Origin of the sequence: Oscillibacter sp. (genome assembly GCF_040505565.1) — a bacterium.
Lineage (GTDB): Bacteria > Bacillota > Clostridia > Oscillospirales > Oscillospiraceae > Oscillibacter.
Genome location: NZ_JBEUWZ010000013.1, coordinates 15,531 through 40,691, shown reverse-complemented (window position 1 = coordinate 40,691; position 25,161 = coordinate 15,531). Strand labels below are relative to the sequence as shown.

General features: G+C 56.3%; 28 protein-coding genes and 3 tRNA genes. 26 read left to right on the top strand and 5 right to left on the bottom strand.

Annotated features, from left to right (window positions below):
* Positions 1-17 precede the first annotated feature (17 nt).
* The 4 genes from argS to ABWQ15_RS06935 all read left to right on the top strand — a co-directional run bounded on the left by argS (position 18) and on the right by ABWQ15_RS06935 (position 3,191).
* On the top strand, positions 18-1,763 hold the full coding sequence (argS, locus tag ABWQ15_RS06950; protein WP_353908032.1) for an arginine--tRNA ligase: 1,746 nt from the start codon (positions 18-20) through the stop codon (positions 1,761-1,763).
* Positions 1,764-1,868: 105 nt separating this feature from the next.
* Positions 1,869-2,147: a hypothetical protein gene (locus tag ABWQ15_RS06945; RefSeq protein WP_353908031.1), complete on the top strand. Its 279-nt coding sequence runs from the start codon at positions 1,869-1,871 to the stop codon at positions 2,145-2,147.
* A 4-nt stretch (positions 2,148-2,151) separates the two neighbouring features.
* The gene (locus tag ABWQ15_RS06940) at positions 2,152-2,865 is read left to right on the top strand and encodes an AzlC family ABC transporter permease (protein ID WP_353908030.1); all 714 of its coding nucleotides are present in this window, start codon (positions 2,152-2,154) and stop codon (positions 2,863-2,865) included.
* A complete protein-coding gene (locus ABWQ15_RS06935; RefSeq protein ID WP_353908029.1) occupies positions 2,856-3,191 on the top strand; it encodes a branched-chain amino acid transporter permease in 336 nt (111 codons plus the stop codon). The genes ABWQ15_RS06940 and ABWQ15_RS06935 overlap by 10 nt, the downstream gene beginning before the upstream one ends.
* 91 nt (positions 3,192-3,282) lie before the next feature.
* Here the strand turns inward: ABWQ15_RS06935 and ABWQ15_RS06930 are convergent, their stop codons facing one another.
* Entirely contained in the window at positions 3,283-4,446 is a 1,164-nt protein-coding gene (locus tag ABWQ15_RS06930) for an S-layer homology domain-containing protein (RefSeq protein ID WP_353908028.1), read from the bottom strand.
* Between the two features lie 196 nt (positions 4,447-4,642).
* On the opposite strand from ABWQ15_RS06930, the gene ABWQ15_RS06925 reads away from it, so the two are divergent.
* Both ABWQ15_RS06925 and ABWQ15_RS06920 read left to right on the top strand, forming a co-directional pair.
* On the top strand, positions 4,643-4,996 hold the full coding sequence (locus ABWQ15_RS06925; protein WP_353908027.1) for a hypothetical protein: 354 nt from the start codon (positions 4,643-4,645) through the stop codon (positions 4,994-4,996).
* A 329-nt stretch (positions 4,997-5,325) separates the two neighbouring features.
* A complete protein-coding gene (locus ABWQ15_RS06920; RefSeq protein ID WP_353908026.1) occupies positions 5,326-6,354 on the top strand; it encodes a putative ABC transporter permease in 1,029 nt (342 codons plus the stop codon).
* Between the two features lie 127 nt (positions 6,355-6,481).
* Here ABWQ15_RS06920 and ABWQ15_RS06915 read toward each other — a convergent pair whose 3' ends face one another.
* Positions 6,482-7,303, bottom strand: a complete 822-nt coding sequence (locus tag ABWQ15_RS06915) for a DUF975 family protein (protein WP_353908025.1) — start codon at positions 7,301-7,303, stop codon at positions 6,482-6,484.
* 287 nt (positions 7,304-7,590) lie between these two features.
* Here ABWQ15_RS06915 and rsxC point away from each other — a divergent pair, with 287 nt between their 5' ends.
* From rsxC to ABWQ15_RS06835, 16 genes are all read left to right on the top strand, one after another.
* Positions 7,591-8,967 (top strand): electron transport complex subunit RsxC, encoded by a 1,377-nt coding sequence (gene rsxC, locus ABWQ15_RS06910; RefSeq protein ID WP_353908024.1) that lies wholly within the window; start codon positions 7,591-7,593, stop codon positions 8,965-8,967.
* Positions 8,968-8,970: 3 nt separating this feature from the next.
* Positions 8,971-10,005: an RnfABCDGE type electron transport complex subunit D gene (locus ABWQ15_RS06905; RefSeq protein WP_353908023.1), complete on the top strand. Its 1,035-nt coding sequence runs from the start codon at positions 8,971-8,973 to the stop codon at positions 10,003-10,005.
* The gene (locus tag ABWQ15_RS06900) at positions 10,002-10,631 is read left to right on the top strand and encodes an RnfABCDGE type electron transport complex subunit G (RefSeq protein WP_353908022.1); all 630 of its coding nucleotides are present in this window, start codon (positions 10,002-10,004) and stop codon (positions 10,629-10,631) included. The genes ABWQ15_RS06905 and ABWQ15_RS06900 overlap by 4 nt, the downstream gene beginning before the upstream one ends.
* 19 nt (positions 10,632-10,650) lie before the next feature.
* Positions 10,651-11,283 (top strand): electron transport complex subunit RsxE, encoded by a 633-nt coding sequence (gene rsxE, locus ABWQ15_RS06895; RefSeq protein WP_353908021.1) that lies wholly within the window; start codon positions 10,651-10,653, stop codon positions 11,281-11,283.
* Entirely contained in the window at positions 11,283-11,876 is a 594-nt protein-coding gene (gene rsxA, locus ABWQ15_RS06890; protein WP_502919111.1) for an electron transport complex subunit RsxA, read from the top strand. The genes rsxE and rsxA overlap by 1 nt, the downstream gene beginning before the upstream one ends.
* A gap of 22 nt (positions 11,877-11,898) precedes the next feature.
* Complete coding sequence (locus ABWQ15_RS06885; protein ID WP_353908020.1) at positions 11,899-12,783, top strand: RnfABCDGE type electron transport complex subunit B; 885 nt, start codon at positions 11,899-11,901, stop codon at positions 12,781-12,783.
* A 250-nt stretch (positions 12,784-13,033) separates the two neighbouring features.
* Positions 13,034-14,086 (top strand): heat-inducible transcriptional repressor HrcA, encoded by a 1,053-nt coding sequence (gene hrcA / locus ABWQ15_RS06880; protein WP_353908019.1) that lies wholly within the window; start codon positions 13,034-13,036, stop codon positions 14,084-14,086.
* Positions 14,083-14,700, top strand: coding sequence for a nucleotide exchange factor GrpE (locus ABWQ15_RS06875; protein ID WP_353908018.1), 618 nt, complete (start codon positions 14,083-14,085; stop codon positions 14,698-14,700). The genes hrcA and ABWQ15_RS06875 overlap by 4 nt, the downstream gene beginning before the upstream one ends.
* A 45-nt stretch (positions 14,701-14,745) precedes the next feature.
* Positions 14,746-16,614, top strand: coding sequence for a molecular chaperone DnaK (gene dnaK, locus ABWQ15_RS06870; protein WP_353908017.1), 1,869 nt, complete (start codon positions 14,746-14,748; stop codon positions 16,612-16,614).
* Positions 16,615-16,780: 166 nt separating this feature from the next.
* Entirely contained in the window at positions 16,781-17,917 is a 1,137-nt protein-coding gene (gene dnaJ / locus ABWQ15_RS06865) for a molecular chaperone DnaJ (RefSeq protein WP_353908016.1), read from the top strand.
* Between the two features lie 8 nt (positions 17,918-17,925).
* Positions 17,926-18,735, top strand: a complete 810-nt coding sequence (locus tag ABWQ15_RS06860; RefSeq protein ID WP_353908015.1) for a histidinol-phosphatase HisJ family protein — start codon at positions 17,926-17,928, stop codon at positions 18,733-18,735.
* A 158-nt stretch (positions 18,736-18,893) separates the two neighbouring features.
* Positions 18,894-19,331 (top strand): ribose 5-phosphate isomerase B, encoded by a 438-nt coding sequence (gene rpiB, locus ABWQ15_RS06855; RefSeq protein WP_353908014.1) that lies wholly within the window; start codon positions 18,894-18,896, stop codon positions 19,329-19,331.
* Positions 19,332-19,359: 28 nt separating this feature from the next.
* Positions 19,360-20,433: a putative glycoside hydrolase gene (locus tag ABWQ15_RS06850; protein WP_353908013.1), complete on the top strand. Its 1,074-nt coding sequence runs from the start codon at positions 19,360-19,362 to the stop codon at positions 20,431-20,433.
* 170 nt (positions 20,434-20,603) lie between these two features.
* On the top strand, positions 20,604-21,104 hold the full coding sequence (locus ABWQ15_RS06845; RefSeq protein WP_353908012.1) for an ATP-binding protein: 501 nt from the start codon (positions 20,604-20,606) through the stop codon (positions 21,102-21,104).
* Between the two features lie 21 nt (positions 21,105-21,125).
* Positions 21,126-21,212: transfer RNA gene (locus ABWQ15_RS06840), tRNA-Leu, on the top strand.
* A gap of 116 nt (positions 21,213-21,328) precedes the next feature.
* Positions 21,329-21,904, top strand: coding sequence for a DUF1697 domain-containing protein (locus ABWQ15_RS06835; protein ID WP_353908011.1), 576 nt, complete (start codon positions 21,329-21,331; stop codon positions 21,902-21,904).
* Between the two features lie 189 nt (positions 21,905-22,093).
* Here the strand turns inward: ABWQ15_RS06835 and ABWQ15_RS06830 are convergent, their stop codons facing one another.
* The 3 genes from ABWQ15_RS06830 to ABWQ15_RS06820 all read right to left on the bottom strand — a co-directional run bounded on the left by ABWQ15_RS06830 (position 22,094) and on the right by ABWQ15_RS06820 (position 23,316).
* Positions 22,094-22,852, bottom strand: a complete 759-nt coding sequence (locus tag ABWQ15_RS06830; protein ID WP_353908010.1) for an XRE family transcriptional regulator — start codon at positions 22,850-22,852, stop codon at positions 22,094-22,096.
* Positions 22,853-23,146: 294 nt separating this feature from the next.
* A tRNA-Tyr gene (locus ABWQ15_RS06825) sits at positions 23,147-23,231 on the bottom strand.
* A gap of 9 nt (positions 23,232-23,240) precedes the next feature.
* Positions 23,241-23,316: transfer RNA gene (locus ABWQ15_RS06820), tRNA-Thr, on the bottom strand.
* Between the two features lie 76 nt (positions 23,317-23,392).
* On the opposite strand from ABWQ15_RS06820, the gene ABWQ15_RS06815 reads away from it, so the two are divergent.
* The 4 genes from ABWQ15_RS06815 (at position 23,393) to ABWQ15_RS06800 (ending at position 25,157) form a co-directional block, all read left to right on the top strand.
* The gene (locus tag ABWQ15_RS06815; RefSeq protein WP_353908009.1) at positions 23,393-23,578 is read left to right on the top strand and encodes a hypothetical protein; all 186 of its coding nucleotides are present in this window, start codon (positions 23,393-23,395) and stop codon (positions 23,576-23,578) included.
* On the top strand, positions 23,578-23,811 hold the full coding sequence (locus ABWQ15_RS06810; RefSeq protein ID WP_353908008.1) for a hypothetical protein: 234 nt from the start codon (positions 23,578-23,580) through the stop codon (positions 23,809-23,811). Before ABWQ15_RS06815 ends, ABWQ15_RS06810 begins: the two co-directional genes overlap by 1 nt.
* Positions 23,792-24,097 carry a sigma-70 family RNA polymerase sigma factor gene (locus ABWQ15_RS06805; RefSeq protein ID WP_353908007.1) on the top strand — a complete coding sequence of 102 codons (306 nt, stop codon included), beginning with the start codon at positions 23,792-23,794 and terminating at the stop codon, positions 24,095-24,097. The genes ABWQ15_RS06810 and ABWQ15_RS06805 overlap by 20 nt, the downstream gene beginning before the upstream one ends.
* 172 nt (positions 24,098-24,269) lie before the next feature.
* Complete coding sequence (locus tag ABWQ15_RS06800; RefSeq protein ID WP_353908006.1) at positions 24,270-25,157, top strand: YitT family protein; 888 nt, start codon at positions 24,270-24,272, stop codon at positions 25,155-25,157.
* The last annotated feature ends 4 nt before the right edge of the window (positions 25,158-25,161 follow it).

Here is a 25,161-nt window from a genome sequence, read left to right as displayed (position 1 = left end):
AAAGAGGTACGTGAACCATGATCCATATGATTCAAAAAGCGAAAGATCAGGCAGCGGAGCTGGCAATGAACGCCTACCGCAAGGCCGTGGCCGACGGGGCGTTGCCGGAAGCGGTGATTGCCAAAGCCCCGGTGGAGATCCCCAAGGATACGAAAAACGGCGACTTCACCACCACCTTTGCCCTCGCGGCCTCCAAGGTCCTGCGTCAGCCTCCCAGAGCCATCGCACAGGCTCTTTTGGAGCGTCTCGCTCTGGATGGCAGCTATTTCGACTCTGCGGAGATCGCCGGTCCCGGCTTTTTGAACTTTCATCTGGGGCAGGCGTGGTTCCAGGATGTGCTGTGCGCCGTGGAGACCGAAGGGGACGGCTACGGCACCTGTGACGATCTCACGGGGCGGAAGATCATGGTGGAGTTTGTCTCCGCCAATCCCACCGGCCCCATGCACATGGGCAACGCCCGGGGCGGCGTGCTGGGTGATACCCTTGCCTCCGTCCTCTCCTTCTGCGGCGCGGACGTCTCAAGGGAGTTTTATGTCAATGACGCGGGCCATCAGATTGACAAGTTTGCCCAGTCCATCGAGGCCCGCTACCTCCAGCTCATTCACGGGGATGAGAGTTTTTCTTTCCCCGAGGACGGCTATCAGGGGGAGGACATCCGCGACCTTGCCGCAGCCTACCGTGCGCAGCACGGCGACGCGCTGGCGGAGGCGGAGGCGCAGACACGCCGGGACACTCTGTCCCAATTCGGTCTGGATGTGAACCTGCCGAAGATGAAGTCCGACCTGGCCCGGTACAAGATTGCGTACGACACCTGGTTCTACGAGTCCACGCTCCATGAATCCGGCTACGTCGCAGACACAGTGGACAAGCTGCTTGATGCGGGCTTTACCTATGAAAAGGACGGGGCGCTGTGGCTGAAAACGGCTGAGATTCTGGCTGACAATCTCCGTAAATCCGGAAAAAAAGAGGCGGAGATCGAAAAGCTGGACCTGAAGGACGACGTGCTCCGCCGTGCCAACGGGTTCTACACCTACTTTGCCGCCGATATTGCCTATCATCGCAACAAGTTTGCCGTCCGGGGCTTTGACAAGGTCATCAACATCTGGGGTGCCGACCACCACGGGCATGTGGCCCGGCTGAAGGGCGCGCTGGACGCGCTGGGCCTCGACGGCTCTAATAAGCTGGACATTGTGCTGATGCAGCTGGTGAAGCTTCTGCGGGACGGAGAGGCTGTCCGCATGAGCAAGCGCACCGGAAAGGCCATCTCTCTGCACGACCTTCTGGACGAGGTTCCGGTGGACGCGGCCAGGTGGTTCTTTAACTCCAAACCCGACACCCAGATGGAATTCGATCTGGGCCTCGCCGTCCGGGAGGACAGTGAAAATCCCCTGTACTATGTGGAATACGCCCACGCCCGCATCTGCTCGCTGCTGCGGACCATGGATGCCGAGGGACTGCATGTCCCCGCCATGGCGGACATCGACATGGCGCAGGTGAGCGGCGAGACGGAGCAGGCCCTGGTGAAGCAGCTGGCCCAGTTCTGTGAGATTGTCCGCATCGCGGCTAGAGACTACGATCCGTCCTTTATCAACCGGTATTTGCAGGAGCTTGCGGGCTGCTTCCACCGGTTCTATACGGTTTGCCACATTAAGGGGGAGTCCGCCGACGTGGCCGGTGCCCGGTTGAAGCTGGCGGACTGCACCCGCGCGGTTCTGCGGAACGGTCTGCGTCTCATCGGCGTGGACGCGCCGGAAAAAATGTAAGGCGGCAGCCGTAAATTGTGCGGTGCGTCCATAAGTATGAACCCCCCTGCCGGTCCGGCCGGACCGGCGCGGGGGTTCGTTTCAAAAGAAAGAGGAGTGGCTTTCATGAGTATTTTCGAGGCTTTGATGCTGATTTGTTTCGGTCTGTCCTGGCCCATGAACATCTGGAAATCCTGGACCACCCGGTCCGCTGCGGGCAAGAGCCTGTCCTTCTTGCTCATCATCGAGGTGGGATACATATGCGGCATGCTGAACAAGGTTCTGGTGCGGTTTGACTGGGTATTTTTCCTGTACGTGCTGAATTTCCTGATGGTCGGAACCGACGTGGTCCTCTACTTCCGCAACAAGAGACTGGACCGGCTGCGGGCGGAACAGGAGGGCTGAGTGCGTGGACACCTCCTCCGGTGAAGCAAAACTCCGCCGCCTGGGCCCCGCCCTCCGCGCCGCGTTTCCCCATACGGTCCCGGTCCTGACCGGGTTTCTCTTCCTCGGCATTGCCTATGGCGTTTTGATGAACGCAAAGGGTTACGGCCCTCTGTGGTCCACACTCATGAGCGCGGTCGCCTTCGGCGGCAGTATGCAGTTCGTGGCGATCTCCCTGCTGACCACGGTCTTTGACCCGGTTCAGGCGTTTCTTCTGTCCTGCATGGTGAACGCCCGCCATCTCTTTTACGGCCTTTCCATGCTGGAGAGATACCGCGGCCTTGGCAAAGCCCGTATTCCGCTGATTTACGTTTTGTGTGACGAGACATTCTCCCTGGTCTCCACCCTGAACCCGCCGGAGGGCGTGGACCGGAAAAGCTTCTATCTCTCCATCTCTCTGCTGGACTACTTTTACTGGGTGGGCGGCACGGCTCTGGGCGGCTTTCTGGGGGATTTTATTCCCTTTGACACCACTGGGCTGGATTTTGCCCTGACGGCGCTGTTCGTGGTGCTGTTTCTGGAGCAGTGGAAAAAACGTGAGAACCGTCCCGCCGGGGCAATCGGCATCTGCGCCACGGTGCTTTGCCTGCTCGTGTTCGGCGCGGACAATCTGGTCATCCCCGCCATGTTGGTAATCGTGGCGGTTTTGCTGGGAGGGAGGAAACAGCTGTGTACCTGACTGCGCCTCAAACGCTGCTTATGATTCTGGCTGTGGCTCTGGGAACCCAACTGACCCGATGGCTGCCGTTTCTTCTGTTCCCGGAGGGAAAGGCCGTGCCGAAAACAGTCATTTACCTGGGAAAGCTCCTGCCCACCGCCGCCATGGGTCTTCTGGTGGTCTACTGTCTGCGCGGCGTCTCTTTTACCGCCCCGCCCCACGGAATTCCGGAGGCTGCGGCAATTCTCGCCGTTATCCTGCTCCACCGATGGAGGGGCAATGTCCTGCTGTCCATCGCCGGAGGCACGGCCCTCTATATGGTTCTGGTACAGGTTGTTTTTGCGTAAGTACATAAGCGTCCCGCCGCACGGTCCGAAGGGACCGCGCGGCGGGTTTTCGTTTTCAGGCAGCCGCAGATCGTGGGTATTACCTTGATCGTCAGTCGGTGCTCTGGGCGGAGGCCTGACGGCTGAGATACCGCTGCATCATGGCCGCCGCGGCGGCGCGGGTGACGGTGGTGCCGGGGGCCAGCGTCCCGTCGGCCCGACCGGTCAGAATGCCGTTAGTCGTGCACCATGCAACGCCCTCATAGGCGTAATCCGAGATACTGTCCCGATCCGGGTAATCCAACAGGAACATCCACGCGCCCTTGAAACCGCCGCCCCGGTGCTGTTCCCAGCGATAGAGAAACACCGCCATCTGCTGGCGGGTCACGGGGGTGTCGGGCCGGAAGGTATTGTCTTTATAGCCGCCGACCAGCTTATTCCCCACGGCCCACGTCAGGGCGTTGATATAGTCACCCCCGCCCTGCACATCCGTGAAATCAGGCATGGATTGAATCACCATGGGACAGCCCGCCATATGGTAGAGCGCCTGCACCATCTCCGCCCGGGTCAGGGCATCGGTCGGGCGGAATTTCAGCGTCTCGTTGCAGCGCATCAGGCCCTTGGATGTGACGCCGAGAATCTCGTCGTAGGCCCAGTAATCCTTCGCCACATCGGTAAAAGGCAGGCCGTCATAGGGGAACAGGACCGCCCGGCTCACCGCCCCACCGTCGAGCCAGGTCAAAAACCACGACCCGGGGATCAGGTCCCGATAGGTGACGACGTTTTTCGTCTGATAGGGCATGACCTTGGCGGAGGACGAGACCGTCATCTGTCCGCCCTTGCTGGTGGTGACGGTGATGCCGCTTTCATCCACCGCGTCCACCGCCACCGCCTGCTGATAGGTGGGAGCCGGGGTGCTCTTGGACAGGCCGCAGAGGGCCAGCACCGCCACGGCCTCGGCCGGGGGAAGGAGTGTCATGGCGGGCCTGACATACATCCGCACCGTCTCCCCATCCTTTACACGGTCCAACTCGGCTGCCGCGCCGGTCTGCGCGTTCACAACGCGGGTGGACTCGCTTAGATGGACGATGGTCTTCTCGCCGCTCCCATCGGTCACACTCAGCAGGCCGCCTGTCCCGCGGCTCAGCGTTCCCTCCAGCATCTTGAGTTCCTGGGGAGTATTTTGCGTTCCGCCGCCGCTCGCCCCTGCGGTGGGAACCGCCAGCATGGCGACGCACAGCAGCAGGGACAACAGCTTGCATATTCTCTTTCTCATAATGTCACTTTCCTCCAGTTCAGAAAAACTTCGCGCGGCACGCGCCGCACAGCTCATTATTTTCTTAGACGCTTCGGAGGCAAAAAAGTTTCCACACATTGACATCATAGAAGAAATCCGTTAAACTGTCTTTTTATAGAGAAACCCTCGGTCTGCGGCATGCATCGGCAGGATATCCGGAAAGGGGCACAAATTCATGGCGAAAACAACCGTTCTCGTGAAATTTCCCGGTCAGTCCCTCTGCTATATGAAGGTTCCAACCGATCGGATCGAGGAGATCTATGAAAGCATCGCCGGACTCCAGTCCGCAGAGGTAGACATGTTCTCGCTGTACCGTGGCTTTTATTATATCCTAATGGATAAGAACCGCGGCAGGAAAAATCTTCCGGCCAACATGACGGCTTATCTGGTGGACTCTGTGGGTGAAATGGACACCGTGGATATTACGGGCGTTTTCGTCATTTGCAAGCTTCCCAAGGGTCTAATGTACCCCATGGCCGACATGACCCCAGAGGATACGGAGCAGGTAATCAAGCTTCTGCAAAACTGAACGGATATTAAAGAGCTCGCCGAAGGCATTTAGGAACCGTCCCAGAATGTGTAGACAGTAAAACAAGTTTCTCTCAGTTTTTATCTGAACAAAATTTAAACCCAGCAATATACGACTCCATTTCCTAAATAATGATCCACTCCTGTTTGCTCATAATAATACCCTCTGATGTAGTTCTATCTTCCTACATCAGGGGGCTTTTGTTCATAGTCCGCCTTTTTCGAACCTATTTGCGCAACCTGTTCTTTTATAGGTTTTTATATTTGCGCGGTTGATTTTTTGGCATATTAGGAGTAGACTGACGGAACACTTATCAGGGAGGGATTTTTTTGCGCGCCTATTCGGCGGACCAGTGGGTCCTGTTCTTTTTCTTTTATTGTCTGTGCGGCTGGGTTTGGGAGTCCTGTTATGTCTCCATCCGTCAGCGCAGCTGGGTAAACCGGGGATTTCTCCACGGGCCGCTGCTGCCCATTTATGGCTCCGGAGCCATTTTGATCCTGCTGTTCACCCTTCCGGTACGAAGCCATCTTGTCCTGTTGTACCTGAGCGGCGCAACGGCGGCCACGCTGTTGGAATACGTCACCGGCGCGACCATGGAGCGGATCTTCAAGGTCCGCTATTGGGATTACTCCAATCAAAAATTCAATATGAACGGCTATATCTGTCTCAGCAGCAGTATTGCCTGGGGCTTTTTCTCCATTCTGCTGGTGAAGCTCATCCATCCTCCCATCGCGCGGCTGGTGCTGGCGATCCCCGCCGCATTCGCCGCGCCGCTGGCGCTGGTACTGGTGGCAGCGTTTACCGTGGATACGGTGCGATCCGTACAGGCCGCGCTGGACCTGCGGGCAATGCTGGAAAAGCTCACCGAGGAAAACGAGGAGTTGCGCCGTCTGGCCCGGCGGGTGGAGATCGTCTCCGCCTTCGCGGAGGAGGACCTGCAAAAGTTCCGGGATAGGACCCAGGTGGAGCGCATCCTGCTTCAGGACCGCCTGAAGGCGGAGCGGCAGAAGCGAATCAAGAACAGAGCGGAACGGACGCTGCGGCGGGAAGAGGGTTTGGCCGAAGCGCTGCGCACTCTGTCCGAGGCAAAGCTCAGCGCGCTTGAAAATGTGGCCTCCGCCACGGAGAGCTGCCGGGATCGGCTGGAGGAGAGCGGCGAGACTTTTGCGGAGAAGCGGGCGGAGCTTGACGAGGCGGTGAAAAAGCTGCGGGAGCGTCAGGCTGTCATCAGGACCCGGACCGCAAAGACCTACCGCCAGTCACTTCGAATTCTGCGGGGCAATCCCACTGCCATGGCGAAGCAGTATGCCGACGCTATGGAAAGTCTTCGCCGATTGGGTGGCATGCACAAGGACTGAACTTTACAGTACGGAGAATCTCTGCGAGGATAAAAGGCCGGAAGCCGGAACGCTTTAACGCGCTCCGGCTTCCGCATTTTTGATTTTCTGAAATTATGTCCGCGTGATCCGCCTCCGTCGCGATCGATTAAAACAGATCGTCACTTCCGCCGTCGTCGATGCCCGGCTGATTGACGGACGGGAGAGGTGAGACGCCGCTGGTACGCTTGGCGGTCTCGTAGTACCCCAATTGTGTGCATTGATAGGTGGGCAGATAAAAAATCTGTATGGCCACAGCCCACAGCCCGCAAAGAAGGTCAATGCCCAGAGACACGCCGGTGGATACGGGTTCAAGCGCGGCGCCGCTGAGCAGGTAGGGGCTTTGCGTGGTTGCAAGGTAACCGCCCCAGACGGTAATGGGTAAGGACGCCAACAGCTCCCAGCCCAAATAGCTCAGATCCAGCGTGAAAAGCTGGCCCTTGTAGCCCATGGTCTGCTTCTTGCTTAGCTCCAGCGCGTCCATGCAGCCAAGCTCCGGGTTTTCACAGAGGTTAAAGTAGGCAAACTGATAACGATACGCGGCGATGATGCCGGGGATGATGAATAAGCAGGCCCACAGCAGAATAAAAAAGGTTTGCACGATGGCAAGACCGATCACCTTTCCGACGAAGGAGAACCCGTCGAACAAAGTCAGATATTCCGCCCGCTGTCCCTGACGGACCGTCGAACAGTACAGGATAAAGCCAATGGATAAAACCATGCTCAAGAGCGAGGTCAAAATGCGGACAAAGATTCCCAGCGGATTGCCATAGGAGATCGTGCCTCCGCTGCTGGCAACGGAGTCCACCATGCTCAAAATCAGGCCCAACAGCAGATACAGCGCCACAAACCCCTTGGCACTCACCTGCGAGTCCCGCAGCATCCCCTTCATCTCCGCCTTCAGACCAGGCCGGTCAATCACTTCCGCCATAAAAACGCTCCTTCCGCGCCGCTGTATACCGGCGGCGATACCTTTAATATATGTATTGGTGCGTGCATAATAACTGTATGCCGCGATTTCAGTGTAGCACGCGAAGAGAATCTTGGCAAGTCCGAGGCTGAAACGCTGTGCAGGATTTGTTAAAAAACACACAAATTTCTGTGAAAACCAACGTTCACAGTCTGGACATTTATTTCTTTTTGGTGTAAAATAATCCGCAGTATGTGGTAGAGTAGCCGTTTGCTGCTCTAACCAGGACTAAAAATGAGGTGAAAACTATGGCACAAGCGTTCTTTGGCGGCGTTCATCCCCACGATATGAAGGCCGCCACCAATGAAAAGGCCATCGAGCAGCTGGCGCCCCCGGCTGAGGTGGTTATCCCCATGTCCATGCACTTTGGCGCACCATGCACACCTATCGTCAAGGTTGGAGACCACGTAAAGGTCGGCCAGAAGATCGGTGAGTTCCGCGGGTTAGGCGCGCCGATTCATGCCAGCGTTTCCGGCACGGTTAAGGCTGTGGAGCCGCGCCCCTATTCCATGGGCGGCAACATGGTTTCTGTCGTGATCGAAAACGACATGAAGGATGAGCTGAGCGAAGAAGTCAAAGTTCCTACGAATCCCGACGCCCTGACGGTCGATGAAATGGTTGAGATCGTCAAAAACGCCGGCATCGTCGGCATGGGTGGCGCAACGTTCCCTACCCACGTGAAAATTTCCGGCGGCATCGGGAAAGTGGACACGGTTATTATCAACGGTGCGGAATGCGAACCATACATTACCGGCGACCACCGCACGATGCTGGAGCGCCCTGATGAGATCATCGGCGGCGCGATTTATCTGGCCAAAATGTTTGGTGTGGATAAAGTTGTGATCGGCGTGGAGGATAACAAGCAAAACGGCATCGACTCCATGAACAAGGTCATTTCCGAAAAGCATGCCCCCGTGGTGGTGGAGTCTTTGCACGCCCGTTACCCCCAGGGCGGTGAAAAGCAGCTGTGTCAGGCCGTCACCGGAAAGCAGGTCCCTCCCGGTGGACTGCCTTCCGCCATCGGCTGCGCCGTATTCAACATCAACACCACCTGCGCCATTTACCGGGCCATCACCGAGGGTATGCCCGTGGTGCGCAAGGTGGTTACCGTGTCCGGCTCCGGCATCATTGACCCGAAGAATCTGGAGTGCCCCATCGGAACCCCCGTGGCCAATCTGCTGGATGCATGCGGCGGGGTGAAGGAAGGTACCTATAAACTGATCGCCGGCGGCCCCCTGATGGGCATGGCCCAGTATACCGCGGACATTCCCGTGGCCAAGGGCACCGGCGCGGTTCTGGCGTTCTGTGAGGACGAGGAGCAGACCGTGGAGAACCCCCAATGTATCCGCTGCGGCAAGTGCGTGACCGCCTGCCCGGTGCATCTGGAGCCTCTGTTTATGTATCAGTATGCCTCCAAGGGCATGGTCGATGAGCTGAACGCCAGCAATATCATGGACTGCATGGAGTGCGGCGCGTGTTCGTATATCTGCCCCGCCCGGATGCATTTGACCCACATGTTCAAAACCGCCAAGCAGTTGGTAAAGGATAAGGCAGCTGCCGACAAGGCCGCCGCTGAAAAAGCCGCCGCTCAGGCGGCCGCAAAAGACGAGAAGAAGGAGGCGTGAGAGATGACCGACTATAAGAATCTGAAACTGATCGCCACGTCTTCTCCGCATATCCGCGCCGCGGAAAATACCCGCTCTATTATGCTGGATGTCATTATTGCCTTACTGCCCGCGCTGGTCTGGTCCGTATGGGCTTTCGGCGTCCGGGCGCTGACGGTTACCTGCGTCAGCGTGATTTCCTGCGTCGTGTGGGAGTGGCTGTACCGCAAGCTTTTAAAGCGGCCTCAGTCCGTAGGCGATCTCTCTGCGGTGGTTACCGGCATTCTGCTGGCGTTTGTCTGCCCCGTGGACGTGACCTATTTCGCCATCATCATCGGCAGCTTCTTCGCCATTGTTTTTGCCAAGCAGCTCTTCGGCGGCATCGGCAAGAACTTTATAAACCCCGCGCTGGTGGGCCGTGCCGCGATGCTGGCCTCCTTTGCCGGGACCATGACCGCCTGGGCTCAGTTCCAGGCCAAGTCTCCCCTGTTCGGCTCTACCGCCGACGTGGTGACCTCCGCCACCCCGCTGTCCTATCTGAAGGGTGACGACATCGCTACATCCTTCCAGTCTCTGAAGGATACATATTCCGTTTTAGATATGTTTCTCGGCAGGATCGGAGGCTCCCTGGGTGAAGTCTCCGCTTTGCTGCTGATCAGCGGCGGCGTCTATCTGCTGGCCCGCAAGGTCATCACATGGCAGATCCCCGTGAGCTATATCGGCACCGTGGCACTGTTGACGCTGCTGTTTCCCCGGGGTGGAGCAAGCCCGGTGGAGTGGATGCTGTATAACATTTTTGGCGGCGGCCTGATGCTGGGCGCATTCTTCATGGCCACCGACTACTCCACCTCCCCCGTCACCGGTAAGGGTCAGATCGTATACGGCATCGGTTGCGGACTGTTTACCGTGTTTATCCGTTATTTCGGCTCCTACAACGAGGGCGTGTGCTACTCCATCATGGTGATGAACTGCTTCGCGGCTCTGATCGACCGAAATATGAAGCCCACTCGTTTTGGCGTCGCAAAGTCCGATATGAAGAAGGAGGCGGCTGCGAAATGAGTAACGAAACCAGGACCAAGGAAAAAGTCGATATGGACCCCAAATACATTTTAAAGCTGACGCTGACACTGCTGATCACCTGCGTCATTGTCGCGGGCGTTCTTGGATTTGTCAACAGCATCACGAAGGACAAGATCGCAGCGTTTAACTTGGAGAAGACCAACACGGCGCTGTCCAACGTTTACCAGCAGGCCTCTGCTCCTCAGTTCGAGGAGACCGACGTGACCGACGCAATGACTGCCGCCGCGTCTTCCTTCAGCGCAACGCTTAAGAACGTCTATAAGGTGACCGACGGCGGCTCCGATGCGGGCTATGCTGTGAAAATTGTGGCCGCCGGTTCTCAGGGCGACATTGAGATGGTTGTCGGTGTGGATACCGACGGTGCTGTCACCGGTGTCTCCATCGTCAAGAACTCCGAGACTTCCGGCATCGGCACCAAGGTCATGGGCAACCTGCCTCTGGCCAACGGAACTCCTGTGTTGGATCAGTTTATCGGCAAAACGACTTCCGACCAGCCCTTAAAGGTCGGTTCCAATGTGGACGCCATTTCCGGCGCCACTGTGTCCAGCAAAGGCGTGACCAAGGGTGTCAATGGCGCTCTGGCTGTCGTCGCGGCTATCGGCTGAGAAAGGGGGAGTGAATCATATGAACTTCGGAAAACAGTTTAAAGAAGGTCTGATTACCAACAACCCCGTGCTGGTGCAGCTGCTGGGCATGTGCTCCACCATGGCAATCACCACCTCATTTTTCAACGGCCTGGGCATGGGTGTCGCGGTTCTCATCATTCTGACGCTGTCCAATATTATCATCGCAGCGATCCGCAAGATTGTCCCCGACAAGATTCGTATCGCCATGTTCATCGTGGTCATCGCGTGCTTCGTGACCTGCGTGGATTTGCTGCTGCAGGCATTCGTTCCCGCGCTGTCCGCCTCTCTGGGCGTGTTCCTGCCCCTGATCGTCGTCAACTGCATCATTCTTGGCCGCGCCGAGGCGTTCTCTTATAAGAACGGCATCGCGGCCTCTGCGGTGGACGGCATCTGTCAGGGCTTCGGCTACACGGTGGTTCTGCTCATCATGTGCGTCGTCCGTGAGCTGCTGGGCTCCGGTACCTTCGGCGGCGGCATACTCAATGGCGGCGACGGCATCCGCCTCATCCCGGAGCAGTTCGGCATCAAGATTCTGACGCTGCCTGTGGGCGGCTTCCTGTGCCTTGCCTGCCTGATTGCCGCCATGCAGTGGGCTCTCGCCAGACCCCAAAAGAAGGAGGAGAGCAAGTAATGAGTAATATTACGAGCCTTATGTCCATCGCGCTGGGCGCGATTCTGGTCAATAACTTCATCTTCTCACAGTTCCTCGGCTGCTGCCCCTTCCTTGGTGTTTCCAAGAAGCTGGATACCGCTGTGGGTATGGGCGTCGCCGTGACGTTCGTCATGGGCCTGGCCTCTGCCATCACATGGATTGTCAACGAGTACATTTTGGTGAAGTTTGACCTTCTGTACATGCAGACCGTGGTGTTCATTCTCGTCATCGCCGCACTGGTGCAGTTCATCGAGATGTTCCTGCAAAAATCCATGCCGTCCCTGTATACGGCATTGGGCATCTATCTGCCTCTGATCACCACCAACTGCGCCGTTCTGGGCGTGGCTCTGCTGAACATTCAGAGCAACTTTAATTTCATTGAGTCTGTGGTTTACGGTATTACCGGCGGCCTCGGCTTTCTGCTGGCAATCGTGCTGTTTGCCAGTGTCCGTGAGCGCAACGTCTTTGCCGACTGTCCCAAGTGCTTTGAAGGCTTTCCCATCGCCCTGGTCACCGCGGGTCTGATGGCTCTGTCCTTCATGGGCTTCTCGGGCCTGTCGGTCTGGGGCTGAGCAGAAGGAGGAGCGAACAACTATGAATAACATTATCATTGCCATCCTGGTGCTTGGCATCATGGGCGGCGTGTTCGGTCTGATTCTGGCCGTCGCCTCCAAAATTTTTGAGGTAAAAAAGGACCCCCGTGAGGAAGAGGTTCTGAGCCATCTGGCCGGCGCCAACTGCGGTGGCTGCGGCTTTGCCGGCTGCGCCGCCTGCGCCGCCGCCATCGTGTCGGGCAGCGCGCCTGCTAATGCCTGTGCCCCTGCCGGCGCGGAGAATGCCGCAGAAATCGCCAAAATCATGGGCGTGGCTGCGGGCAGCAGCGAAAAGCAGGTGGCGTTCGTCCGCTGTAACGGTGGCACCAACGCCAAGAAGCGCTTTGAGTACCGGGGCGTGCAGGACTGCATTTCCGCCACCAAGGTGGCGGCCGGTCCTCTGGACTGCTCCTTTGGATGCCTTGGCTTCGGCTCCTGCGTGACCGCCTGCAAATTCGGCGCCATGTCCATTGGCTCCAACGGCTGCGCGGTTGTGGACCCCGAGAAGTGCACCAACTGCATGGCCTGCGCGGCAGCCTGTCCCCGCAAGCTGATTGTGTCCACTCCTGCGGCAAAGAAGGTCCATGTGGCCTGCAACAACAAGGATAAGGGCAAAATTGCCATGAGCGTATGTGCAAGCTCCTGCATTGGCTGTGGCCTGTGCGAGAAGGAATGCAAGAAGGACGCCATCCATGTGATCGACAATCTGGCTGTTATCGACTATGCCAAGTGCATCAACTGCAAGATGTGCACCAAGGTCTGCCCCCGGGATGCGATTCTTCCCAAGGCCACCGCTGAGGAGAAGGAAAAATATAAAGCGATCAAGAAGGCTCAGGCCGAAAAGGCCAAGGCTGCTGCGGAGGCTAATTCGGCTCCCAACGCGTAAACTCTATCATACAAAAGGGTCGGCCTAAATCTTTCGATTTTGGCCGACCCTTTCCTTTTACTCATAAAAAGCGGCTTCTTGAGAATAAGCAAAAAATGTTAATCTATAAAAATTTGTATGTATAAACCTTTATTTACAATTTGTTTATATCCATCCATTGACATTCGTTTTGCGTGGTGGTAAACTCGCTTTAGCACTCAGGGATAACGAGTGCTAATCTCTATTTTATCGTTCTGGTAAGGAGTGAATCATGGACTTAACAGACCGAAAAAAGCAAATACTGAAGGCAGTGGTGGAGGATTATATATTTACCGCCGAACCGGTCGGCTCCAAGGCCATTGCCGCCCAGATGGGGGGTACGGTCAGCTCCGCAACGATCCGAAACGAACTGGCAGATCTGGTGGAACAGGGATATCTGGAGCAGCCCCACACCTCCGCCGGACGGGTGCCCTCTCCGATGGGGTACCGGATGTATGTCAACGAGTTGATGGAACGCCAGAAGCTCAGTGTGGCCGAGACGGAAACGCTGAACACCGCGCTCCATTTAAAAATGGAGGAACTGGATCGGGTGGTTTCTCAGGCGGGGAAAGTGGTCAGCGCGCTGGCGGGCTATCCCGTATACACCGCTACCGCCGGGAGAAAAAAGTTTTTTGCCCGGCACTTTGATTTTCTTCCGGTGGATGACAAGAGCTTTATCGTTGTTATGATGATGGGTGACAACCGGGTGAAGAGCCAACTTCTCCAGCTCCAGTTGAAACTGGACTCAGACCAGATACCCACGCTTGTGAACCTGCTGAACACCCATTTCACCAACTGCTCCGCCGATGAGATGAGCGAACGGCTGCTGCACATGACGGACCAGCTCTCACCTCAGATGTTTCTGCTGCTGAGCCAGACCGTGACCTATGCCACGGACGTACTGGACGAGGCGGGGCGACGGGAGGTCCAGACCGTGGGAGCCAGTCAGCTTTTGAAGATTCCGGAGTTCCGAGACGCCGACAAGGCCCACCAGCTGATGAGTTATCTCAGCGACGAAGGCGCGGATTTGCCCACCCCAGACGAAAACACCTCCATGAAGATCCTGATTGGGCCGGAAAATATCAGCAAAGCCTTGCTGGATACCAGCGTGGTGGTTGCAAGCTATGATATTGGAGACAATATGCGGGGATTGATCGGCGTGGTCGGCCCCACCCGTATGGATTATGCATCCGTTACCGCGCGGCTGAGCTATTTTGCAGAGGGCATGGCGCGGATGTTCGGAAAGAAAGATTTACCTTCCAAAAAGGAGGACCAAAAGACGTGAGCGAGGAAAAGAAAGAACCAACCGGCCAGCCGCCGGAGCAGGAAACGACTCAGGCATCCGCCTCCGAGACTGAGCAGACGGAGGCCAAGGAGGCCGAACCCAAGAAGGACGAAAAAGCCCGAAAGGAATCTAAAAAGAGAGAAAAGACCTATACTCTGACCCGGGAGCAGATGGAGGCCGCGGAACTGGCCGCCAAGCAGCTGACCGCCGTCACCGACCAGTTTACCCGGCTTACCGCCGAATATGACAACTACCGCAAACGCACCACCAAGGAGAAGGAATCCATTTATCAGGACGCTAAGGCGGACACCGTGACACCCTTCCTGGCTGTATATGACAATCTGGAGCGGGCCATGAAGACTGAAGGTGATGAGGATTCTCCTCACAAAAAGGGCCTTGAGATGATCTTCAACCAGTACAGAGAGGTCCTGAACAAGCTGGGTGTTACCGAGATGGAGGCTTTGGGTCAGCCCTTTGACCCCAACCGGCACAATGCCGTCATGCACGTGGACGACGAGAATCTCGGAGAAAACGTGGTGGCCGATGTGTATCAGGCGGGCTTCGTGATGGGAGACAAGGTGCTCCGTTTTGCTACTGTCCGCGTAGCGAACTGAATTTGTTTACAATATAACTTTATGTTTCAATAGGAGGTTTTTATTATGTCTAAAGTAATCGGCATCGATTTGGGTACTACCAACTCCTGCGTTGCGGTCATGGAAGGCGGCGAAGCTGTCGTCATTGCCAACGCCGAGGGTAACCGTACCACCCCGTCCGTCGTGGCATTTTCCAAGACCGGTGAGCGTATGGTGGGACAGGTTGCGAAGCGCCAGGCCATTACCAACCCCGACCGCACCATCTCCTCCATCAAGCGCGAGATGGGCAGCGATCACAAGGTTACCATCGACGGCAAGGCCTATACCCCTCAGGAGATCAGCGCCATGATTCTGCAAAAGCTGAAATCCGACGCGGAAGCCTATCTGGGCAGCCCTGTCACCGAGGCCGTCATCACCGTCCCCGCCTATTTCACCGATGCCCAGCGTCAGGCTACCAAGGATGCGGGCAAGATTGCGGGCCTGGACGTCAAGCGTATCATTAACGAGCCTACCGCCGCGGCTCTGGCCTACGGCGTGGATAAGGAGCAGTCCCAGAAGATCATGGTCTACGATCTGGGCGGCGGCACCTTCGACGTCTCCATTCTGGAGATTGACGACGGCGTGATCGAGGTTTTGGCCACTGCGGGCAACAACCGCCTGGGCGGCGACGACTTCGACGAGTGCATCATGAAGTATCTGGTGAGCGAGTTTAAACGCACCGACGGCGTGGACCTCAGCGGCGACAAGGTCGCCATGCAGCGGCTGAAGGAGTCCGCTGAAAAGGCCAAGATTGAGCTTTCCGGCGTCACCACCTCCAACATCAACCTGCCCTATATCACCGCCGACGCCAACGGCCCCAAGCATCTGGACGTGACTCTTACCCGGGCCAAGTTCAACGAGCTGACGAGCCACCTGGTGGATGCCACCATGGGCCCCGTGCGTCAGGCCATGTCCGACGCGGGCCTGAAGCCCTCCGACCTGCACAAGGTTTTGCTGGTGGGCGGCTCCAGCCGAATTCCCGCCGTGCAGGACGCTGTGAAGAGTTTCACCGGAAGCGAGCCCTTTAAGGGCATCAACCCCGACGAGTGCGTGGCCATGGGCGCGGCGCTGCAGGCGGGCGTTCTCACCGGCGATGTGAAGGGTCTGCTGCTGCTTGACGTAACCCCGCTGTCTCTTGGCATTGAGACCATGGGCGGCGTATTCACCAAGCTGATCGACCGCAACACCACCATCCCCGTGAAGAAGAGCCAGGTGTTCTCCACCGCCGCGGACAACCAGACCTCCGTGGAGGTCAACGTCCTCCAGGGCGAGCGGGAGATGGCCGCCGCCAACAAGTCTCTGGGTCGTTTCCATCTGGACGGCATTGCCCCGGCCCGCCGCGGCGTACCCCAGATTGAGGTCACCTTTGATATCGACGCCAACGGCATCGTGAATGTCTCCGCCAAGGACCTAGGCACCGGCAAGGAGCAGCACATCACCATTACCTCCTCCACCAACATGAGCAAGGGTGACATTGAGCGGGCCGTGAAGGAAGCGGAGCAGTATGCCTCTCAGGACGCGAAGATGAAGGAAGAGGTGGAAACCCGCAATCAGGCCGACCAGATGGTCTACCAGTCCGAAAAGACGTTGGGCGAGATGGGCGACAAAATTCCCGCCGACGACAAGTCCAAGGTCCAGGCCGGGATCGACAAGCTGAAGGAGGCCCTGAAGGGCACCGATACCGCCGCCATCAAATCCGCCACCGAGGAGCTGACGCAGGCGTTCTATGCAGTCAGCGAAAAGCTCTATCAGCAGGCAGGTCCCCAGCAGGGCCAGCCCGGCGCGGGTCCCGACATGGGCGGTCAGCCCGGCGGAAATCCCGGCGGACAGAGCCAGTATTACGACGCGGATTATAAAGTCGTAGACGATGAGGACAAGAAGGACGGAAACAAGTAACAACAAATGGAATGCGGAGCCTCCCTCACGGTGGCTCCGCATACCCCGTTATTACCCGGTCCGAAGCGCAATGCGGCAGGTTCGGGGCGGAGAGGAGGAGTAAGGAAGCGGGTTCTATTTTCCGTTTTGGCGGGAAATAAAATCAGGCGGACTTTGCGATAACGATATGGCAGAACAAAAACGCGACTACTATGAGGTCCTGGGCATTTCCCGGGACGCGTCCGAAGATGCGATAAAAAAGGCATACCGTAAGCTTGCCAAGGTGAACCATCCGGATCTGAACCCCGGAGACACGGCGGCGGAAGCCAGGTTCAAGGAGATCAATGAGGCCTACGAGATTTTGTCCGACTCGAGCAAAAAAGCCCGGTATGACCAATACGGCCATGCCGGCGTGGACCCCAACTTCGGCGCAGGGGGCTATGGCGGGGCCGACGGCTTTGACTTTGGCGATCTGGGCGATATTTTCGGCAGCTTCTTCGGCGGAAGCGGCTTCGGGTCCCAGCGCCGGACCAATCCCAACGCACCCCAACGGGGTGAGAGCATCCGCCAGTCCGTGGCCATCACCTTTGAGGAGGCGGCCTTCGGTTGTGAAAAAGCGGTGACGGTGGACCGGTATGAAGTCTGCGAGACCTGTAAGGGCAGCGGCTGCGAGCCGGGAACCACCCCTGAAATCTGCCCTGACTGCCACGGAACCGGTACGGTGCAGGTACGTAAGCAGACGCCGCTGGGCGTCTTTGCGTCCACCGGCCCCTGTTCCCGCTGCGGCGGCAAGGGCCGAATTATTCATCAGCCCTGCAAGGACTGCTATGGCACCGGCATGATCCGCCGCCGCCACACCATCGAGACAAAGATTCCCGCAGGTATTGACGACGGCCAGACCATATCCATTCGGGGTCAGGGCCATGCGGGCAGAAACGGCGGTCCATCCGGCGACCTGCTCATAACCATCACGGTAAAGCCTCACGATCTGTTCCGTCGGGAGGGCAACAGCGTTTTGTGCGAGGCGCCGATTACCTTTGTCCAGGCGGTTCTTGGCGCGGAGCTGGAGATTCCCACCATTGACGGAAAGGTGAAATACACCCTGCCGGAGGGAACCCAAACCGGAACCACCTTCCGCCTGAAGGGCAAGGGAATTCCGACGCTGAACGGCCGGGGACGGGGCGACCAGTATGTCACCGTTTACATCGAAACGCCCAGGAACCTGAACAAGGCTCAAAAAGAGGTCCTCATGAAATTTGCGGAAACCGTTGGAGACAACAACTACGAGGACCGCAAAAAGTTCTTTAAAAAGTTCAAGAAGTGAGACCTTCCATGTATCTTGCTGATTACCATACCCACTCCCGCGTCTCTCCCGACGGGCACGCCTCCATGCTGGAGATGGCCTCCGCCGCAGCGGCCGCGGGGCTGAATGAAATCTGTTTCACCGATCACTTTGAGCCGACAGAGCCCCGCACCACCATTCCCCGAAAGGCCTTTGACTGGTCGGCGCAGACGGTGGAATACGCCGACGTCACCGCCCGCTGGAACGGTCCGGTGAAGCTCCGGCTGGGGCTGGAGCTGGGTGATACGCCGTTTGACGCCGCTCTTGTGGAGCGACTGCTGGGGGGAATGCCGGAGTTTGACTTCATCATCGGCTCCGTCCACATGCTGTCTCAAAAGTTTGACCATCAGGACCTGGCGTGGATTCAGGAGCCTGATGAGGAGACCTGCTATGCCGAGGTGGAGGATTATCTGGAGACAATGCTGAAAATGGCGCGGTGGGGAAAATTCTCCGTGCTGGGCCATATGACGCTGCCGCTGCGGTATATGAACGATAAGCGGGGCTTTCGTGTCAGCATGGACGGCTATGGCGCGGAAATGGATACCATCCTGCGGACGCTGATCGAAAACGGCTGCGGCATTGAGGTGAATACCAGCCGGGGCGTCCAGCCTCTCCCCGGCGCAAGATGGCTGAAGTTATATCACAGCCTCGGCGGGGAGATCATCACCTTGGGCAGCGATGCCCACCGCCCCGAGGATGTGGGCAAGGGCATTCGGGAGGGGCAGACACTGCTGCGCGAGTGCGGCTTTAGCCGTTTCTGCACGTTCGAAAAACAAAAACCCATTTGGCACACGCTATAGAGGAGACCTTGCAAATTGCGAGAAATGAGAGTAAGATGAAAGCCGGATGAGGAATGCTTTGTACCATCCGGCGTGTCCGGGCAAAACGGATCATCTATATTTTTTTGCGACGCAATGAAGAACGATGCTACAAAACCGATGAAGGCGAGGGTTTTATTATGAAAATCGCGTTGGGGAGCGACCATGGCGGATTTGAGCTGAAGGAAAAAATCAAGCAGCAGTTGGAGCAAGATGGCTATACGTGCAAGGACTGCGGCTGCTTTTCCGCGGAGAGCTGCGACTATCCCGTCTTTGGCGAGGCAGCGGCACGGGCCGTGGCCTCCGGTGAGTGTGAAATGGGCATCGTTGTCTGCACCACCGGCATCGGCATCTCCATTTCCGCCAACAAGATCAAGGGCATTCGCTGTGCTCACTGCGCGGACACGCTGGAAGCTCAGCTCTGCCGCCAGCACAACAACGCCAATATGCTGGCCCTGGGCGCGGGTTTTACAGGTCCAAAGCTGGCTGCGGAAATGGTGAAAGTTTTTTTGAATACCGACTTCGAAGGCGGACGTCACGCTCGCCGTGTGGCCCTGATGGACGCCATCGAGGGCTGAGCAGAGAAAGCTTCGGAGGAGGAACGCTATGGCAGGGCCAAGAGGATACAGTACTTACCACGGGAAAGGTTTCAAGTGGAAAATCGTGTTGGCAGTGTTGCTGCTGCTGGTGATTATAGGGGCCCTGGCGGTCATTCGTCTTCAAAAGTATGTGGTCTACGACGATTCCGGCCATCCCCGTCTGGATCTGTCTCAGTTTTCGGAGCAAAAGCCGGATGATTCCGGCAGTGCCCCGGCCGATGGTTCCGGCAACGCGAATCTGACCATTCAGGAGCCGGAGCGGCAGTTCATCCATGCGGCTGAGTTATCCGTGGGCCCGTTGAGCGATTGGAAGGCAGACTGGAGTATCGCCATTTCCGACGAAGGAACATACAACGCCGTGGTGTACACCGTGAAAGACGCGGACGGCTCCGTCTATATGGACAATGCGTCTGCCCCGGCCGAGGCGGTCAAAACTGCGGCGGGTACCGGCGCGGCGGTGGATGCCATGCTGAAAGACGACACCTTTTATACAATTGCCAAAATCGCCTGCTTCCGGGATTCCATTGCCTCCAGCGGGGATCTGGAGGGTATGGGTCTAAAAAATACCGGAGGCTATGTCTTTTACGACGGCAACAATGACCGCTGGCTGGACCCTGGAAAACCGGCCGCGCGGCAGTATCTGATTGATCTGGCCACCGGTTGTGCGGCGGCGGGCTTTAATGAGATTCTTCTGACGGACGTCAGCTATCCCACAGTTGGAAAGCTGAATAAAATTGATTATGGCGCGGCGGCGACGGGTCAGCCGGACAGTCTGAAGGAAGAGCTGGACGCCTTCCTGATGCAGATGAAAACGGCGCTGGCGAAGTATAATGTGAAGCTCTCCGTGTTGCTGCCGTCAGATCTAATTGCCTCCAATAACAATGCAAACGGCGCTTCTGGGCAGTCTCTGGTGGGTATCGCTCCCCTTGTGGACCGGGTGTATGCCCCGACAGAGGGAACGTATGAAACCTTAAGCCAGGCGGAAGCGAACCTTGCCGCCGTCAGCAAAACCACGGAATTTGTGTCCGTACTGCACGCAGCGGAGAACATACCCAAGGGCTCTTATCTGATCACTTCGTGAAATTTTTAAAAGCACCAAGGAGACGGCTTTAAGCCGTTCCCTCGGTGCTTTTTTCGCTGCCTTTCGCTTTTTTCAAGCAAATGCTGTATTCAGATCAGCAAATTGCCCAAAGCGTAACAGAGATCCTGGTACTGGGGATAGATTCAGGCCGATTGGACAATCAATTTTTTATGATGCGTCAAAGGCCCTACGGGAAACTTCTTGTCGTACTGGACAGTCAGCTTGAAACGGAGAGCGCCCGACAGCTTTTAGTACTTTCAGGTCCGGTGGGCCTTGCGGCCTGTTTGCTGCCGAGCGTTGGAGCGGTGCTGCTGATTCGCCGGATGGCCAAGCCGGTGCAGGAGTCCTTTGACAAGCAAAAGCAATTCGTGTGGGATGCCAGCCGCGAGTTGAAAACCCCTCTGGCGATAATCTCTGCCAACAGCGAGGCGCTGGTGAAAGAGATTGGGGAAATCCGCTGGATGAACTATATCCAGTCGGAAGTCCAGCACACAGACCAGCTGGTGAAAATCTGCCGGCACTGGCCCGAATGGATCAGGCGAGGCAGCAGCTGGAAAAGCACCCCTTCGATCTGCGCCGGGCGGCCCTCACCGTGGCGCTGTGACGAGACGAACTTGCGAGTTCTTCGTGGAAAAGCGCAAAAAACCCTTGAAATTTTGAAGGCGGCATAGTATAATACTTCCGTTGCACCTGCCGGTGTGATGGAATTGGTAGACGTAGTGGACTCAAAATCCACCGCTGGCGACAGCGTGCCGGTTCGAGTCCGGCCACCGGCACCAAAATCGTTTCTAAAGGAAGTGAGAAATCTTTCTTTAGAAACGATTTTTTGTTGAATTCGGTTCCGCGTGTGTTACAATTGAAGAAAACAAATCTGACTAATCCGAAGGAGCTTAAAATGCACGAAAAAAGTCTTTCGAAATATGTCGCCTTTTTCCGTGGAATTAATGTTGGCGGGAAAAGCAAGGTGAAAATGGCCGACTTAAATCAACTCTTTCATGATTGTGGCTTTCGCGATGTGACAACATATATCCAAAGCGGAAACGTAATTTTCAAATCTGATGAAGACAAATCTTTACTGCCGGATGTTATTTCCCATGCCTTCGAAAAGCGGTTTGCTTTCCCGAGTCATGTCATTTTGCGCTCCGGCGAGGAAATATCCGCAATAATGTCGGCATTGCCGTTTTCAAAAGAAGATATAGAGCAAGCAGAAGCGAAAACTCCGGAAGTTGAGCATGTATATGTTTTCATGGCAAACGACTGTATCGACCCTGCCGCAGCAGAGACATTGTGCTCAGCGTACGATGGAGAAGATAAGCTTTCGGTGGGAAAACGTGAGCTTTATCTGCTTTGTTATCATAGTATACGAGATTCAAAGTTGGCGACCTCGTTATCAAAACTTGACGTTTCGCTGACCTCCCGTAATCAGAAAACAATGCTTAAAATCTGCGAGTTGCTTGGCGCCGACAGCTAAATGTGCAACGATGCAAAAGTAAGTAATTTTATGTAATATTTGTTTGTCTGATGCCGAAAGCCTTTATTTTATGCGCCTTCCCGATTTTATGTTATGAACACTGATACAAAGCCAAAATAATCCGAACCTTTCTCCAATCGGAGAAAGGTTCGGATTATTTTTATTTTGAGAAGGCCCCATAGGGACCGCTTATTTTTTGCTCCTGCCGGGCAGAGGCAGTCCATGCATCATAACGCGGCCAAATGAAACCAGCATCTGCCCGCTGTCGGCGGTCAACAGCACATCCGCGTCCGACCGCGCCCGGTTCAGGGAGAAAAGATATACCGTTCCCAGCGGGTCTCGATAATACTGCTTGCACAGCATACCTCCGTCCACGCAGAAAATACCGATATCTCCGGCTTGCAGAGGATCTCGGTTCACATATACCATCGAACCGTCGGCGATCCACGGGGCCATCGAGTCACCCTGGATGCGCACAGCGAACTCCGCGGAAGGAGGAACGTCCCCCTCCACCGGAATATAGTCAAAGTCCTCTCCGAACACCGGCGCGGCAAATCCGGCGGCGGCGGGGCTGTAATAGAGAGGAATGCGCCGCTCTTCTGCCAGAGGGCGGGCCTGCTCCAGCTCATCCCGGTAGGCGCACAGCGCGTTCATTACGGATCGGACCGTGTCCCGCCCTACGGCGGAGAGACTCCGGTACTGATCCAAAAGTTCCCTCTCATCATGGGTCTGCACACTTTTGCCGCCCCGAAAATGGTCACGGTATAGCGTGTTGGGGTCTACCTTTAAGCTGTCAAACAGGCGCAGAAGCACCTCTTCCTTCGGGGCGCTGATTCCCGTCTCATAGTTACCTATGGCCGAAACCGAAACGCCCAACGCCTCCGCCAGCTCCCGGCGGGACATATTCAGCTGCTCTCTCCGCTCCCGCAGCCGCTCTCCAAAACTCATTCGCTGCGCCTCCCCACAGTTTATTCGACAAAGTTCGACGTACTTTTTCATATCCTATCGTACTTTCTTGGTTTTGTCAATTTTGTAAAACAAGAAACTTGTTAAAACAGCCTTGACAAATGATTATTCTTGTGATATTCTTTGCTTGTTCCCAGAATTTTTGTGATATGGATCAGAATAACACAGTAAGAACGTCAAAAGAACGCAAAAAAATCCCAAGCGAAAAAATTCGTTCGGGAATTTGTCCGTGCAGCTTCAAAAAATCGCCGCAAGCGAAAACGCTTGCGGCGACCATGGTGGGGGAAGATGGATTCGAACCATCGAAGTCGTAGACAACAGATTTACAGTCTGCCCCATTTGACCGCTCTGGAATTCCCCCATATTCACTTGGAGCTGGTGGACGGATTCGAACCCCCGACCTGCTGATTACAAATCAGCTGCTCTACCGGCTGAGCTACACCAGCGCATCCAACAGCAAAAATTATATTAACAGACACCGGGGAATTTGTCAACCTCATTTTTAACGGGAGTGTGATTTTTTTGAGAAAATTGCTGCACGGGACACGAGGTGTGCTACGCTGCGACGAGTGCGGCGGAGAAATCTGTTCGGGAGAGTCCTATTGGCAGGTCAATGGAGGGATAATCTGCGCTGTGTGCCTGCCGGATTTTGCCAGGGCCGAGCTGGAACCGTTTCGCCGTGTGCGAGGAGAGGAGGAGGGAATTTAATGATGCTGATGGAGCTGTCTTTTACATATCGGACCAGCGCCCAGATGCTGCGGCAGCGTATCGGTGAGCTGCGGGAGGAGAGAGAGCGCCGAACTGACCCGGAGGAAATCCGCCGACTGAACCGGCGGATTGTGGAGCTGGAGCCACTGCTGCGGGAGGCGCGGGAGCTGGCGGTGGTGACCGCCCGCTATTACGACAGGGGGTATCACAAAAATGAGAAGTACTGCTTCTGACTCCTACTCAGCCCGGGCCAGTGAGTGGCTCGGGGACATGACAGTTTGGCTGCGTGAAAACGAAGAGGACAACAGCGATCAGCTTGCCCGTCTCCGCCGCCAGCTTCGACTTGCCCGGCAGCGGGAGCTGACGCCCCGCCAAAGCCTGTTCCTGTCCCGGTATTTTGACGATGGACTGAGCATGAGGGAGATTGCGGAGGAGGCGGGGGTAGACCCTTCCACCGTATCGCGTACACTGCGCCGGGCGAGGGAACGGCTGCGCCGGGCGCTTCGGTATGCGCTGTGAACGCTTGAACCCTGCCGCCGGATTACAGAGCAAGCATGCCGTCCTGAATTTCGGCACTTTTTCCGGCTTTCCCCCTTGTGCTTTTGCCTGCCTCCACATATAATAATTTTGCATCACGCATTTTACCCCTTGAACGTTCTTGTAGGACCGAAGGGCCATAAGGAGGAGCTTCATGATTTACACTGCGCTGCACAACCGCTGGCTGCGCCTGCTGGGCGCCATATTTGGACAATTACTCTTCGCGCTGTCGCTGAATCTGTTTATTGTTCCGCTACACCTGTATACCGGCGGAGTCATGGGTCTTTGCCAATTGCTGCGGACGCTGATGTCCGACTACATGGGCGTGAATTTCGGACAATATGACGTGGCCGGAATTCTCTATTTCATCGTAAATATTCCCATTTTGCTCATCGCATGGCGGTCGCTGGGCCGGGGCCTGGTGGTGCGGACGCTGATCTGTACGCTGGCCTATTCCCTGTTTTACTCCATTATTCCCGTACCAACCGCGCCCATTATCGACGACATGCTGACCTCCTGTCTGCTGGGAGGCATTATCTCCGGCGTCGCCAGCGGAATCGTGCTGACCTGCGGCTGCTCCAGCGGCGGACTGGATGTGGTGGGGCTGTGCCTTTCAGCGAAGGGAAGCAATATCACCGTGGGTCGGTTCAGTCTGGGATTCAACGCTGTGCTGTATGCCGCCTTCCTGATGCTGTTCAGCCCGGAGATTGCCATTTATTCCGTGATCTATAACTATTTCTCAGCCATCGTTCTGGACCGGCTGCACCAGCAGAATGTCTCCATGCAGGCCATGATCTTCACCAAGGGGGACGAAAAGAAGCTGTCTCAGTTTATCATTCAGTCCTTTGGCCGCAGCGTAACTTATTGGACCGGCACCGGCGCCTATACCGGAGAGAAATGTAACGTACTGTATGTATGCCTGTCTAAGTACGAGGTAGAGGAACTGCGCCGGGCGGTCCATTCCATGGACCCCCACGCGTTTTTTGTGTTCCAGTCTGGCATCCAGGTGGATGGAAATTTCCGCCGGAACCTTGGAAACTGAAGGG